Raw genomic sequence first — 13,587 nt, 5'->3', positions numbered from 1 at the left:
AACCTGCGACCAATTGATTAAAAGTCAACTGCTCTACCAACTGAGCTAACGACCCACTCTGGCGTCGCTTTGGGCTTGTTTGATATCCCTTGGCAACGGCGGCATATATTACTGATTTCAGAATTCAGCGCAACTAAAATTTCGATAAAGATCACTTAACTGCTGGCGATTCAGGCGACAAGACCAGAAATAACGCGATTTCTGGTCATGCCGTAATCAACCAAGAGCATTAAGTCGTTTTTGCGCTTGTTTCGCACCGTCGGTGCCGGGGAATTTGCTGATCACCTGCTGGTAAACCGCTTTCGCTTTCGCGGTATCACCTTTGTCCTGCATGATCACGCCGACCTTAAACATGGCGTCCGGCGCTTTTGGCGATTTCGGGTAGTTCTTCACCACCGAGGCGAAGTAAAACGCCGCATCGTCTTTTTTCCCCTTATTGTAGTTCAACTGTCCGAGCCAATAGTTGGCGTTCGGCTGATAAGTTGAATCCGGGTACTTTTTAACGAAGTTCTGAAACGCCACCATGGCGTCATCCTGGCGTGAAGCATCCTTCACCAGGGCAATGGCCGCATTGTAATCGGTGTTCGCATCGCCGGTCATCGCCGGAGCGCCTGACGAGGCCGCTGGCGCTGCGCTGGCGGTAGCCGCGCTCTGATCGCCGGAAGACGACGACGCCTGAGCGCCCGCCGCTGCGCCACCTCCGCTCGTCAGGCCGTCAATCTGCAGCAGAATCTGCTTCTGACGCTCAACGATCTGATTCAGCTGATACTGGTTCTCCTGGATCTGACCACGGAGAGAATCAATGTCAGTCTGGTTATCAGAGAGTTGTTGCTGGAGTTGGGTTAAAAGCTGGCTGTGAGCATTGGAAATACGCTCGAGTTGAGTGACACGGTCTTCGACCGAGCCTGAGCCGACACTACTGATTGGCGCCTGAGCAAAAGCGGCCCAGGGGGCCGCTATGCCAACCAGTAACGACAGACTCAATAAATGATGTCTGAAGTTACTGCTCATGCAATTCTCTTAGTAAACCAGTACGGCGCGACGGTTTTTGGCATATGCCGCTTCGTCATGACCCAGTACTGCTGGTTTTTCTTTACCGTAAGAAACGATGGAGATCTGATCGGCAGAAACACCTTTGCCCTGCAGATACATCTTAACGGCGTTAGCACGACGCTCACCCAGCGCGATGTTGTATTCCGGGGTACCGCGCTCATCCGCGTGACCTTCTACAGTCACTTTGTAGGACGGGTTGCTGCGCAGGAAGTTAGCGTGCGCGTCCAGCATTGCAGCGAAGTCAGAACGGATATCGTACTTGTCCAGATCGAAGTAAACGATGTTGTTCTGCTGCAGCTGCTGCATCTGCAGACGAGCTTGCTCTTCAGAAGACATGTTGCCGCCGTTACCGTTAGCGTCCATACCAGTGCCGGCACCCAGCATGCCTTCACCGCTCTGGTCGTTGCTGGCGTTCTTGTTAGAAGAACATGCCGCGATTGCCATAACCGGCAGAGCGATCATCAGCCCTTTCAGCACTTTGTTCAGTTGCATTTCTTTGATTCCTTTAATAATCAATTATTTATTATCACAGATACGGCGACCAGGCAGGCGATTTTACCTGTCCATCAGTTGCCGGAAGACGCGCTTTGAAACGCCCATCTGTAGAAACCAGATTCAGCACGGATCCCATCCCCTGAGAAGAGCTGTAGATTACCATAGTGCCGTTAGGTGCCAGACTTGGCGTTTCGTCTAAAAACGTTGATGACAGAACCTGTACACCACCCGCTTCCAGATCTTGTTTGGCAATGTGCTGCTGGCCGCCGGCCGAGCTGACCATTACCATCGTTTTACCATCCGCGCTCACGTCAGCGTCCTGGTTCTGCGAACCTTCCCAGGTGATACGCTGCGGCGTGCCGCCATTAATATTGACTTTATACACCTGCGGACGACCGGCCTGATCAGAGGTGAAGGCCAGGTTCTGGCTGTCCGGGAACCAGCTTGGTTCGGTGTTGTTGCTGCGACCGTTGGTCACCTGACGAATCTGACCCGAGCCCAGATCCATCACGTACAGGTTCAGGCTACCGGTTTTCGACAGCGCGAAGGCCAGTTTAGAACCATCCGGCGAGAACGCCGGCGCGCCGTTGTGCTGCGGGAAGGAGGCAATCTGACGCACAGCGCCGTTCGCCAGGGTCTGCACCACCAGCGCAGAGCGACCGCTTTCGAAGGTGACGTAAGCCAGTTTTGAACCGTCCGGAGACCAGGCCGGGGACATCAGCGGCTGGGAGGAGCGGTGAACCACAAACTGGTTGTAGCCATCATAATCGGAAACGCGCAGCTCATACGGGAACTGACCGCCATTGGTCTGCACTACGTAGGCGATACGAGTCCGGAAGGCGCCTTTAATACCGGTCAGCTTTTCAAATACCGCGTCGCTGGCAGTGTGCGCGGCATAGCGCAGGTACTGTTTAGTGACTTTGAAAGAGCCTTGCGCCAGCGTTGTGCCCGGCGCACCGCCGGTATCCACCAGCTGATACGCTACCTGATAAGAACCATCCGGGTTTGACGTCACCTGGCCGACGACCACGGCGTCAATGCCCAGCGCAGACCAGGCAGCAGGCTGCACTTCCTGGGCACTGGTCGGCTGCTGCGGCAGACGCGAGCGATCCAGCGGGTTGAATTTACCGCTGTTGCGCAGGTCAGCCGCCACGATACCGCCAACATCTTCCGGCGCAGCGCCCTGGCCGGCCCACTGGAACGGTACCACGCCGATGGGGCGCGCCGAGTCCACCCCCTGGGTGATCTCGATACGTACTTCTGCGTGCAGCACCGCCGCCCACAGCATTAAAAAACCAAATGCTACTCGTAATGCCTGCTTCATCATATCTCCCTTATCCGGGCGAAAAGCCCACGATAATTTAGCAGAATGTTAACAAACTCAAATACACAAAACTACCAAAACCCATGACCGCCCTATTTTCTTTCCCCCCGCTGACGCGGGGGAAAAAGCGCTTAAGGTTTGAAGTCCAGTGGCGCATTTTTGAACGTTTCATAAACAGCCTGCGACGGCGGTTTAGGGAATTTGCTCATCCGACTGGTGGCCGCCAGCATTTGCTGGCAGAACGCCGGATCGCCGCCTTCCGATTTCACACTCAACAACGTTCCATCCTGAGCCAGGTTTACGCGCAACGTACATACTTTACCCTTGTACGTATCCCAGTCATAGAGATGTCCTTTAATCGCGGCCTGCACCTGCGAAATATAGCTGGCAATCTCCGCCTGAGACGCGCCGCCCTGCCCCGGTTTACTTCCTTTAGCAGGTGAAGAGCCACCTGTGCTACCGCTGGTGCTACCTTTCGGCGCATTCTTACCTGAACTCAGATCGCCGAGCAGGTCGTCCACGCCGTCCGCTTCTTTCGCGGCAGCCGCTTTCTTCGCTGCCGCGGCTTTTGCTGCTGCCGCTTTGGCCGCTTTATCGGCCGCCGCCTTCTCAGCAGCAGCCGCTTTGGCTGCCGCGGCTTTTTCAGCTGCGGCGGCTTTCTCGGCGGCGGCCTTCTCCGCGGCCGCTTTTTGCGCGGCGGCCTTCTCAGCGGCTTTTTCGGCGGCTTTTTCTGCTGCCGCTTTTTCAGCCGCTGCCTGCTTAGCCGCTTCCTGCTGAGCCTTCTTCTCCGCTTCCTGTTGCGCTTTCTTCGCCGCTGCCGCTTCCGCTTTCTTCTGCGCCTCTGCCGCGGCTTTCGCCGCTTCGGCTTCCGCCTGTTTCTTCGCATCGGCAGCCGCTTTTGCGGCGGCAGCTTCGGCCTGTTTCTTCGCGTCAGCAGCCGCTTTCGCTGCCGCCAGTTCAGCCGCTTTCGCCTGGGCATCCGCCTTCGCTTTCGCCTCGGCGGCCGCTTTGGCCGCCGCTTCCTGCGCTTCTTTGGCCTGCGCATCCGCTTTGGCTTTCGCCGCCGCGGCAGCCTTGGCAGCGGCTTCCTCAGCCTGCTTCTGTTGTTCCTTCGCTTCTTTCGCCGCTTCCTGCGCCTGCAGCCGCTCCTGTTCGAGCTGTTTCAGCCGTTCCTGTTCCGCCGCCTGCTTCTCACGTAACTCTTCCGCCTGCTGCTGCGCCTGTTTTTCACGCTGTTCAGCGGCGCGACGTGCGCTGGCCTGCTGCTGTTGCTGACGGTTATAATTGTTTACCACCGCCCCCGGATCGACCATGACGGCATCAATCGACGATCCCCCGCCGCCGCCGGCAGAGGCATCCAGATGCTCGTCAAACGAACTCCATATCAGCAGCGCAATCAGTATGATGTGCAGCGCGACTGAAATGATGATCGCTCGTTTAAGCTTGTCGTTTTGTTCGGTTGCCTTTGACACTATCGGTTCCCAAAAACTGTTCGCCTGTACCCGCGATGCGCACCGACGGCGAGCGATACTCGCCGCCGAACGCCGTGCGGACGCACCTACCTGAAGCGATTAAATAGGTTTGGTCATCAAGCCGACCGATTTAACCCCTGCGCTATGCAACAGGTTCAGCGCTTTAATAATTTCATCGTAAGGGACGTCTTTCGCACCGCCGATCAGGAATACCGTTTTCTCATTGGCTTCAAGACGACGCTTCGCTTCGGCAATCACCTGCTCCGGCGGCAGCTGGGACAGCGTCTCCTGCCCCACTTTCACGCTGTACTGCCCTACCCCGGAGACTTCCACAATCACCGGCGGATCGTCATTGCTTTTCACCGCTTGCGATTCCGTGGCGTCCGGCAGATCGACCTCCACGCTCTGCGTAATGATCGGCGCCGTTGCCATAAAGATCAGCAACAGCACCAGCAGGACATCCAGCAGCGGAACGATGTTGATCTCGGACTTCAGTTCGCGACGTCCGCGTCCACGTGCTCTGGCCATGGCTTACCCCTTATTGCTTTCGCTGGTGGTAAAGGCCTGACGGTGCAGAATAGCGGTGAACTCTTCCATAAAGTTGTCGTAATTCAGTTCAAGCTTGTTCACCCGCTGGTTCAGGCGGTTGTACGCCATCACCGCCGGGATAGCGGCGAACAGACCGATCGCGGTGGCGATCAGCGCTTCGGCGATACCCGGCGCCACCATCTGCAGGGTGGCCTGCTTCACCGCGCCAAGGGCGATAAAGGCGTGCATGATCCCCCAGACGGTGCCGAACAGACCGATATACGGGCTGATGGAGCCTACGGTGCCGAGGAACGGAATATGGGTCTCCAGCGTTTCCAGCTCGCGGTTCATCGAAATACGCATCGCGCGCGATGCCCCTTCGACGATCGCCTCCGGCGCATGGCTGTTAGCCCGATGCAAGCGCGCAAACTCTTTGAAGCCGCTGTAGAAGATCTGCTCCGAACCGGTCAGATTATCGCGACGTCCCTGGCTCTCCTGATACAAACGGGACAGTTCAATCCCGGACCAGAATTTGTCCTCGAACGCTTCAGCTTCGCGCGCGGCCGAGTTAAGGATACGCGTTCTCTGAATAATGATAGCCCAGGAAGCGATAGAAAAACCAATCAAAATCAACATGATAAGTTTAACCAGAAGGCTCGCCTTCAGGAACAAATCAAGGATATTCATGTCAGTCACTGCTTAAACTCCGCGACAATAGACTTGGGAAGCGCACGTGGCTTCATTAAGAGTGGATCAACGCACACAATGAGAACCTCAGCTTCGTTTAACACTGTATTCTCGGCGTTGACGATTCGCTGCGTGAAAACCAAAGAGGTGCCGCGCATCGAGGTAATTTCCGTCTGAACTTCGAGCATGTCGTCGAGTCTGGCGGGGGCAAAATACTCCAGCGTCATTTTGCGAACCACGAAGGCAACGCGTTCAGCCAACAGAACCTGTTGACTAAAGTGATGGTGGCGCAGCATCTCTGTGCGTGCTCTTTCATAAAAAGCGACGTAACTGGCGTGGTAAACCACACCACCGGCGTCGGTATCTTCGTAGTAGACCCGAACCGGCCATCGAAACAGCGTTGTATTCACTTTACATCCCGGTAATGCAAAAAAAGGTTAGAGCTTTCAAACTTCGCTACTATACGCGCGGGAAAGGTGGTTTGGAATGGGGGAAAGTAAACGGGGCGTAAATTTTTATGGGCTTATGCAAGCCCATAGCATTAACAGAGATCTCTTATTCAAAAGAAGAAAAAGAAGAGACCTAAAGCGAGCACGATATCAGCGATAAGCGGACAAAAAATCCCCTGCCAGTGAACGGCACGCGGGCGGAAGCCCACGCCGTGAATTACGCCGCTGCAAACCGCCCACATCAGCAAGAAACCGTGCCAGATTTCCAGCTCGCTGGTCTTCGCGGCAAAGCGCGACGGATCCCAGAAAATGCAGCCTGCCAGCAGCAGCGCCATCAACAAGGAAAGCGCCCTTAACGGGCGCTTGTCCATTATCGCATACATATACTTTATCATTCACGTCGCCTCTTTGTTGGCTACGTCTGCTTACCCCAGTCACTTACTGGTGTAAGCTCCTGGGGATTCACAGACTTGCCGCCTCGATGCAACCCGAATGATTTCGTATATCGCATCACGATAATACTCATCAGTGTTCTTCTTTACCTGCTTTGGTGGCTTCCACGTGCTCAAGCGCCAGCGCGGTAATCACCCCAAAGGCACAGGCAAGAAGCGTTCCCAAAATCCATGCGAAGTACCACATATATAGCTCCTTACCTTAGTACAGCGAGTGGGTGTTCTTTTCGATGTCTTCACGGGTGATGCGGCCAAACATCTTCCAGTAACACCAGCTGGTGTAGCCCAGAATGATCGGCACGAAGACAATCGCCACGTAGGTCATCAGGTTCAGCGTCCGCTGGCTGGAGGTCGCGTCCCACATCGTCAGGCTGGCGTTCAGCATGGTGCTGGACGGCATGATGAACGGGAACATCGCGATACCGGCAGTCAGAATGATGCAGGCCAGGGTCAGCGAGGAGAACAGGAATGCCCAGGCGCCTTTATCCGCTTTGGTCGAAACGACGGTCAGCAGCGGCAGCACCACGCCCAGGGCAGGGATCGCCCACAGCGCTGGCATATTGTTAAAGTTCACCATCCACGCGCCCGCTTCACGCACCACTTCTTTGGTCAGCGGGTTAGACGGGCCGGTATGGTCAATCACCGATTTCACCACATAGCCGTCGATGCCGTAGTAGACCCACACGCCCGCCAGCGCGAAGCAGACCAGCGTCACCAGCGCCGCCACCGTGGAGACGGTGCGGGTGCGCAGATGCAGTTCGCCTACGGTACGCATCTGCAGGTAGGTCGCGCCCTGGGTGAGGATCATCGCCACGCTGACGATACCGGCCAGCAGACCAAACGGGTTCAGCAGCTGGAAGAAGTTACCGGTATAGAACAGACGCAGGTATTCGTCGACATGGAACGGCACGCCCTGCAGCAGGTTGCCGAAGGCCACGCCAATCACCAGCGGCGGCACGAAGCTGCCGATGAAGATGCCCCAGTCCCACATGTTGCGCCAGCGGGTGTCCTCGATCTTGGAACGGTAGTCGAAACCGACCGGACGGAAGAACAACGAGGCCAGCACCAGAATCATCGCCACATAGAAACCGGAGAACGCCGCGGCGTAGACCATCGGCCAGGCAGCGAACAGCGCGCCGCCGGCGGTGATCAGCCACACCTGGTTACCGTCCCAGTGCGGGGCGATGGCGTTGATCATAATCCGACGCTCGGTGTCGTTACGGCCGAGGAAGCGGGTGAGCATGCCCACCCCCATGTCGAACCCGTCGGCGACGGCGAAGCCAATCAGCAGGATGCCAATCAGCAGCCACCAGATAAAACGCAATACTTCATAATCGATCATTTGACGACTCCTGTCTTAGCGTGCCGACTGAATAGCCGCAGAGGACTGTTCAAAGTGATAGCGGCCGGTTTTCAGGCTGCTAGGTCCTTTGCGGGCAAACTTGAACATCAGGAACAGTTCAGCCACCAGGAACAGCGTGTACAGACCGCAGATCAGCAACATAGAGAAGATCAGATCGCCCGCGGTCAGCGACGAGTTGGCCACCGCCGTCGGCAGGACTTCACCAATCGCCCACGGCTGACGGCCGTATTCGGCAACAAACCAGCCCGACTCCACGGCAATCCACGGCAGCGGCAGGCCATAGAACGCGGCGCGCAGCAGCCATTTTTTCTCGCCGATACGGTTACGAATCACGCTCCAGAAGGAGGCGCCGATAATCAACAGCATCAGAATGCCGCACGCCACCATGATACGGAAGGCGAAGTACAGCGGTGCGACGCTTGGAATAGAGTCTTTGGTGGCTTTGGCGATCTGCTCTTCCGTGGCGTCAGCGACGTTCGGGGTATAGCGTTTCAGCAGCAGACCATAGCCGAGATCTTTCTTCACGTTATTGAACTGGTCGCGAACGGCCTGGTCGGTGGAACCGGCGCGCAGTTGCTCCAGCAGCGCGTAGGCTTTCATGCCGTTACGGATACGCTCTTCGTGCTGAACCATCAGATCCTTCAGACCGATAACCGGCTTATCCACCGAGCGGGTGGCAATGATGCCCAGCGCGTAGGGGATCTGGATGGCGAAGTGGTTGGTTTGCGCATTCTGATCGGGAATACCAAACAGGGTAAAGGCCGCCGGCGCAGGCTGGGTTTCCCACTCTGCTTCGATAGCCGCCAGTTTGGTTTTCTGCACGTCACCCATTTCGTAACCGGATTCGTCACCCAGCACAATAACGGAGAGGATCGCCGCCATACCGAAGCTGGCTGCGATGGCGAAGGAGCGCTTAGCAAAGGCAAAGTCACGACCTTTCAGCATGTACCAGGAGCTGATAGCCAGGATAAACATCGCACCGGTGACATAGCCAGACGCCACAGTGTGAACGAATTTCACCTGAGCAACCGGGTTGAGCACCAGTTCGGAGAAGCTGACCATCTCCATACGCATGGTTTCAAAGTTGAAGTCCGATGCGATAGGGTTCTGCATCCAGCCGTTAGCGACGAGGATCCACAGCGCGGAGAGGTTGGAGCCCAGAGCGACCAGCCAGGTGACGGCCATATGCTGAACTTTACCCAGACGATCCCAACCGAAGAAGAACAGACCTACAAAGGTGGATTCGAGGAAGAAGGCCATCAGACCTTCAATGGCCAGCGGCGCACCGAAGATATCGCCCACGTAGTGTGAGTAATACGACCAGTTAGTCCCGAACTGGAACTCCATGGTCAGACCGGTCGCCACACCCAGCGCGAAGTTGATACCAAACAACTTGCCCCAGAATTTGGTCATATCTTTATAAATCTGTTTGCCGGAAAGGACGTAGACCGTTTCCATGATGGCCAGCAGGAACGCCATACCGAGCGTCAGTGGCACAAACAGGAAGTGGTACATCGCGGTCAAGGCAAACTGTAAGCGCGACAGTTCGACTATATCTAACATCATGACTCCTTGCTCATCGCATGAAGACTCCGAAAATGAACCGAGAAGCTCTGGCTCATACGCATGCCCCAATACAAATTTTTATTTGTCGCCCGCCCGGAGCGGGTTTCAACCAAAAGTGAAACCACGCCAGGACAAGGTTACAAATACGTTAACGAAAAACCCAATTGATTCCCCAATATATTACGCCGCAATAACCTTACAATAAATATGTTTTTATTGTTCCAGTTTTACATTTTTCGACGGTGATCAATATATAGCGAAGATGGCCGGTTTAGGCCAATTTGACTTGAGACAATTTAACGTTTTTTGAAGGATTTTTCCAAGCATTAAGTATTGATATAAATCAATTTTTACTCTACGTGTTAATTATGTAGCTCAATAAAGAATATTGGTAAACCCAATGTTAATACTGTGTTTAAAGTATGCCTTGATTGGTTACTAAAAAGGGAAAGATGAGAATCATAGGTAATATTATTTAACGCCACAGGAAAAAAATAAAAAAAAGAGCCGATCCGATTAATGCTAGACCGCTCACAGTATTTTTTCCTGCTTTCTTCTCCCCTCCCCCACTCTTTTTTTTACTGTCTGTTTCGTTACCCTGCGGTACGACCAGGGCAAATTTTCATTTCCGACAACCGCGCGTCGATAATATTTATGAAATAATTCATAAAATCAATATGATAGATAAGGTTTTTGCCAAACGCAGGGTTTGCTGACGCAGCGGCTTTCGGAAGAAGCGGACAACGGCCAAAAAAAAAGGCCACCTGACGGTGGCCAACCATGTCGAAATCGGACAGATTTCTGCTTGCGGATAAGCAGAGAGGGTTTACTTGATGATAGCTTTCAGCGCTTCGCCGATATCGGCCAGGCTGCGAACGGTTTTCACACCGGCTGCTTCCAGGGCTGCGAATTTCTCATCGGCAGTACCTTTACCGCCAGCGATGATGGCGCCAGCATGGCCCATACGCTTGCCCTTCGGCGCGGTCACGCCCGCGATGTAACCGACAACCGGCTTGGTTACGTGCTCTTTGATGTAGGCAGCCGCTTCTTCTTCCGCGCTACCGCCGATCTCACCGATCATCACAATCGCTTCGGTCTGCGGGTCTTCCTGGAACAGCTTCAGGATATCGATGAAGTTAGAGCCCGGGATCGGGTCGCCGCCGATACCGACGCAGGTAGACTGACCGAAGCCGTAGTCGGTGGTCTGCTTAACTGCTTCATAGGTCAGGGTACCGGAACGGGAAACGATGCCCACTTTACCCGGCTTGTGAATGTGACCCGGCATGATGCCGATTTTGCATTCGCCCGGCGTGATCACGCCTGGGCAGTTCGGGCCGATCATACGCACGCCCGCTTCGTCGAGTTTCACTTTCACGGTCAGCATATCCAGCGTCGGGATACCTTCGGTGATGGTGATAATCAGCTTAATGCCCGCGTCAATCGCTTCCAGAATGGAATCTTTGCAGAACGGCGCCGGAACGTAGATCACGGTCGCGGTGGCGCCGGTCGCTTCAACGGCTTCGCGCACGGTGTTGAACACCGGCAGGCCCAGGTGAGTGGTGCCGCCTTTGCCTGGCGTCACGCCGCCAACCATTTGCGTACCGTAAGCGATCGCTTGTTCAGAGTGGAAGGTCCCCTGGCTACCGGTGAAGCCCTGGCAGATAACCTTGGTATCTTTATTAATTAAAACTGACATTATTTCCCCTCCACTGCGGCAACAACCTGCTGTGCTGCGTCCGTCAGACTTTTCGCTGCAATAATATTCAGGCCGCTGTCAGCCAGTTTTTTCGCGCCCAGTTCGGCGTTGTTACCTTCCAGACGAACCACGACCGGAACGTTAACCCCAACTTCCGCTACCGCACCGATGATGCCGTCAGCGATCAGGTCGCAACGCACGATACCGCCGAAGATGTTCACCAGCACCGCTTTCACGTTGTCATCAGAGAGGATGATTTTGAACGCTTCGGTGACGCGCTCTTTGGTCGCACCGCCGCCCACGTCGAGGAAGTTAGCCGGTTCGCCGCCGTGCAGTTTAACGATGTCCATGGTACCCATCGCCAGGCCTGCGCCGTTAACCATGCAGCCGATGTTGCCGTCCAGCGCGACGTAGTTCAGTTCCCACTGCGCCGCCTGCGCTTCACGCGGATCTTCCTGCGACTGGTCGCGCATTTCGCGCAGATCCGGCTGGCGGAACAGCGCGTTGCCGTCAGCGCCCAGTTTGCCGTCGAGGCAGATCAGGTCGCCCTGCTTGGTGATAACCAGCGGGTTGATTTCGATCAGCGCCAGATCGCGCTCCAGGAAAATGGTCGCCAGACCCATGAAAATCTTGGTGAACTGCTGAACCTGTTTACCTTCCAGACCCAGTTTGAACGCCAGTTCACGACCTTGATAAGGCATCGGGCCCGCCAGCGGATCGATGGCGATCTTGTGGATCAGCTGCGGGGTCTCTTCCGCCACTTTTTCGATTTCCACGCCGCCTTCGGTAGAGGCCATGAACACTACGCGACGGGAGCTACGGTCCACGACCGCGCCCAGGTACAGCTCTTTGTCAATATCGGTCGCCGCTTCAACCAGGATCTGGTTAACCGGCTGGCCGTTCGCATCTGTTTGATAGGTCACCAGACGTTTGCCCAGCCAGTGCTCGGCAAATGCGCGGATCTCTTCTTTGCTCTTCACCACTTTCACACCGCCCGCTTTGCCGCGGCCACCAGCGTGAACCTGACATTTCACTACCCACGGACCCGCGCCGATTTTTGAAGCGGCTTCTTCTGCTTCACGCGGAGTAGTACAGGCATAACCCACCGGCGCCGGTAAGCCATAGCGGGCAAAAAGTTGTTTTGCCTGATATTCATGTAAGTTCATGTGTTCAGTCCATCCTTCAGGGTGTAATTATCTTTAAACCTGTAGGCCTGATAACGGCGTTAACGCGTGTTATCCGGCCTACGGTAGGTAATACGCTTGCTGACTACACGTCCAGCAGCAGACGGGTCGGATCTTCCAGCAGCTCTTTAATCGCCACCAGGAAGCCTACCGATTCACGTCCGTCGATCAGACGGTGGTCGTAGGAGAGCGCCAGGTACATCATCGGCAGGATCTCTACCTTGCCATTCACCGCCATCGGACGGTCTTTAATGGCATGCATACCCAGGATGGCGCTCTGCGGTGGGTTGATGATCGGCGTGGACATCAGGGAGCCGAACACGCCGCCGTTGGTAATGGTGAAGTTACCGCCGGTCAGGTCGTCTACGGTCAGCTTGCCGTCACGGCCTTTCACCGCCAACTCTTTAATATTCTTTTCGATATCCGCCATGCCCAGCAGGTCAACGTCACGCAGAACCGGGGTGACCAGGCCGCGTGGAGTGGATACGGCCATGCTGACGTCGAAGTAGTTGTGGTACACCACGTCGTCGCCATCGATAGAGGCGTTCACTTCCGGATAGCGTTTCAGCGCTTCCACGACCGCTTTCACGTAGAAGGACATAAAGCCCAGACGGATGCCGTGACGTTTTTCGAACGCGTCGCCGTACTGCTTACGCAGATCCATGATTGGCTTCATGTTGACTTCGTTGAACGTGGTCAGCATGGCGGTGGAGTTTTTCGCTTCCAGCAGACGCTCGGCCACACGTTTACGCAGGCGGGTCATCGGGACGCGTTTTTCAGAGCGGTGGCCCAGCTGCGGCGCCGGCGCGGCTGCCGGGGCAGCGGCTGGCGCTTTGGCTTCTGCCGCCGCCGGGGCTTTCGCCAGATGTTTCTCGACATCTTCGCGGGTCAGGCGGCCGCCGACGCCGGTGCCTTTGATGGCCGCCGCGTCGAGGTTGTGTTCAGCCAGCAGACGACGGATCGCCGGGCTCAGCGCATCGTTGTTCTGCTCTTCCAGAGAGGCCTGCTGACGCTGCGCCGGCGTGGACGCTTTCGCATCGGCTTTTTCGCTGCTTTCTTTACCTGCGCTGTTACCTTCGCGCAGGCGGCCAAGGATCTGGCGAGACAGGACGGTAGCGCCCTCGTCTTCCAGCACTGCATCCAGAATGCCGTCCGCTGATGCCGGTACTTCCAGTACCACTTTGTCAGTTTCGATTTCGACCAGGACTTCGTCACGGACGACCGCGTCGCCCGGTTTTTTGTGCCAGGTGGCGACGGTTGCGTCAGCTACGGACTCAGGCAGGTCGGGAACCAGAATATCTACGCTACTCATTGTGTA

Annotated in this window: 14 protein-coding genes; all 14 read right to left on the bottom strand. The window is 55.6% G+C overall.

All coding sequences use genetic code 11. The features are described from left to right. Window positions 1-216 precede the first annotated feature (216 nt). Entirely contained in the window at window positions 217-1,011 is a 795-nt protein-coding gene (gene cpoB / locus ABLV52_RS22290) for a cell division protein CpoB (RefSeq protein WP_336581090.1), read from the bottom strand. 9 nt (window positions 1,012-1,020) lie between these two features. After that, the gene (gene pal / locus ABLV52_RS22285) at window positions 1,021-1,545 is read right to left on the bottom strand and encodes a peptidoglycan-associated lipoprotein Pal (protein WP_002895068.1); all 525 of its coding nucleotides are present in this window, start codon (window positions 1,543-1,545) and stop codon (window positions 1,021-1,023) included. A 34-nt stretch (window positions 1,546-1,579) separates the two neighbouring features. After that, window positions 1,580-2,872 (bottom strand): Tol-Pal system beta propeller repeat protein TolB, encoded by a 1,293-nt coding sequence (gene tolB, locus ABLV52_RS22280; RefSeq protein WP_023288877.1) that lies wholly within the window; start codon window positions 2,870-2,872, stop codon window positions 1,580-1,582. A gap of 131 nt (window positions 2,873-3,003) precedes the next feature. Next, a complete protein-coding gene (tolA, locus tag ABLV52_RS22275; protein WP_004885996.1) occupies window positions 3,004-4,344 on the bottom strand; it encodes a cell envelope integrity protein TolA in 1,341 nt (446 codons plus the stop codon). A gap of 99 nt (window positions 4,345-4,443) precedes the next feature. Continuing rightward, entirely contained in the window at window positions 4,444-4,872 is a 429-nt protein-coding gene (tolR, locus tag ABLV52_RS22270; RefSeq protein ID WP_002895061.1) for a colicin uptake protein TolR, read from the bottom strand. Between the two features lie 3 nt (window positions 4,873-4,875). Beyond that, complete coding sequence (tolQ, locus tag ABLV52_RS22265) at window positions 4,876-5,568, bottom strand: Tol-Pal system protein TolQ (RefSeq protein ID WP_004152221.1); 693 nt, start codon at window positions 5,566-5,568, stop codon at window positions 4,876-4,878. Then, window positions 5,565-5,969 carry a tol-pal system-associated acyl-CoA thioesterase gene (gene ybgC, locus ABLV52_RS22260; RefSeq protein WP_002895056.1) on the bottom strand — a complete coding sequence of 135 codons (405 nt, stop codon included), beginning with the start codon at window positions 5,967-5,969 and terminating at the stop codon, window positions 5,565-5,567. Before ybgC ends, tolQ begins: the two co-directional genes overlap by 4 nt. A gap of 149 nt (window positions 5,970-6,118) precedes the next feature. Next, window positions 6,119-6,403, bottom strand: coding sequence for a cyd operon protein YbgE (gene ybgE, locus ABLV52_RS22255; protein ID WP_008805691.1), 285 nt, complete (start codon window positions 6,401-6,403; stop codon window positions 6,119-6,121). Between the two features lie 130 nt (window positions 6,404-6,533). Beyond that, on the bottom strand, window positions 6,534-6,647 hold the full coding sequence (cydX, locus tag ABLV52_RS22250; RefSeq protein ID WP_004100325.1) for a cytochrome bd-I oxidase subunit CydX: 114 nt from the start codon (window positions 6,645-6,647) through the stop codon (window positions 6,534-6,536). A gap of 15 nt (window positions 6,648-6,662) precedes the next feature. Next, on the bottom strand, window positions 6,663-7,802 hold the full coding sequence (cydB, locus tag ABLV52_RS22245; RefSeq protein WP_004885993.1) for a cytochrome d ubiquinol oxidase subunit II: 1,140 nt from the start codon (window positions 7,800-7,802) through the stop codon (window positions 6,663-6,665). A 15-nt stretch (window positions 7,803-7,817) separates the two neighbouring features. After that, window positions 7,818-9,386: a cytochrome ubiquinol oxidase subunit I gene (cydA, locus tag ABLV52_RS22240; RefSeq protein WP_002895047.1), complete on the bottom strand. Its 1,569-nt coding sequence runs from the start codon at window positions 9,384-9,386 to the stop codon at window positions 7,818-7,820. A gap of 829 nt (window positions 9,387-10,215) precedes the next feature. Beyond that, window positions 10,216-11,085, bottom strand: a complete 870-nt coding sequence (gene sucD, locus ABLV52_RS22235; protein WP_004885990.1) for a succinate--CoA ligase subunit alpha — start codon at window positions 11,083-11,085, stop codon at window positions 10,216-10,218. Continuing rightward, window positions 11,085-12,251, bottom strand: coding sequence for an ADP-forming succinate--CoA ligase subunit beta (sucC, locus tag ABLV52_RS22230; RefSeq protein ID WP_348890938.1), 1,167 nt, complete (start codon window positions 12,249-12,251; stop codon window positions 11,085-11,087). Before sucC ends, sucD begins: the two co-directional genes overlap by 1 nt. Window positions 12,252-12,354: 103 nt before the next feature. Next, a complete protein-coding gene (gene odhB, locus ABLV52_RS22225) occupies window positions 12,355-13,581 on the bottom strand; it encodes a 2-oxoglutarate dehydrogenase complex dihydrolipoyllysine-residue succinyltransferase (RefSeq protein ID WP_023288876.1) in 1,227 nt (408 codons plus the stop codon). Between the last annotated feature and the right edge of the window lie 6 nt (window positions 13,582-13,587).

It is taken from the genome of Klebsiella sp. GB_Kp056, assembly GCF_040064755.1.
Classification (GTDB): Bacteria; Pseudomonadota; Gammaproteobacteria; order Enterobacterales; family Enterobacteriaceae; genus Klebsiella; species Klebsiella quasipneumoniae.
Note: the sequence above shows the minus strand (reverse complement) of the source record. Positions and strands in the feature narration are given on the sequence as shown.

Bases quoted from the DNA above. Each gene is read 5' to 3' on its own strand.
- cpoB (WP_336581090.1), bottom strand. From the start codon at position 1,011: ATGAGCAGTAACTTCAGACATCATTTATTGAGTCTGTCGTTACTGGTT.
- pal (WP_002895068.1), bottom strand. From the start codon at position 1,545: ATGCAACTGAACAAAGTGCTGAAAGGGCTGATGATCGCTCTGCCGGTT.
- tolB (WP_023288877.1), bottom strand. From the start codon at position 2,872: ATGAAGCAGGCATTACGAGTAGCATTTGGTTTTTTAATGCTGTGGGCG.
- tolR (WP_002895061.1), bottom strand. From the start codon at position 4,872: ATGGCCAGAGCACGTGGACGCGGACGTCGCGAACTGAAGTCCGAGATC.
- ybgE (WP_008805691.1), bottom strand. From the start codon at position 6,403: ATGATAAAGTATATGTATGCGATAATGGACAAGCGCCCGTTAAGGGCG.
- cydX (WP_004100325.1), bottom strand. From the start codon at position 6,647: ATGTGGTACTTCGCATGGATTTTGGGAACGCTTCTTGCCTGTGCCTTT.
- cydB (WP_004885993.1), bottom strand. From the start codon at position 7,802: ATGATCGATTATGAAGTATTGCGTTTTATCTGGTGGCTGCTGATTGGC.
- cydA (WP_002895047.1), bottom strand. From the start codon at position 9,386: ATGTTAGATATAGTCGAACTGTCGCGCTTACAGTTTGCCTTGACCGCG.
- sucD (WP_004885990.1), bottom strand. From the start codon at position 11,085: ATGTCAGTTTTAATTAATAAAGATACCAAGGTTATCTGCCAGGGCTTC.
- sucC (WP_348890938.1), bottom strand. From the start codon at position 12,251: ATGAACTTACATGAATATCAGGCAAAACAACTTTTTGCCCGCTATGGC.
- odhB (WP_023288876.1), bottom strand. From the start codon at position 13,581: ATGAGTAGCGTAGATATTCTGGTTCCCGACCTGCCTGAGTCCGTAGCT.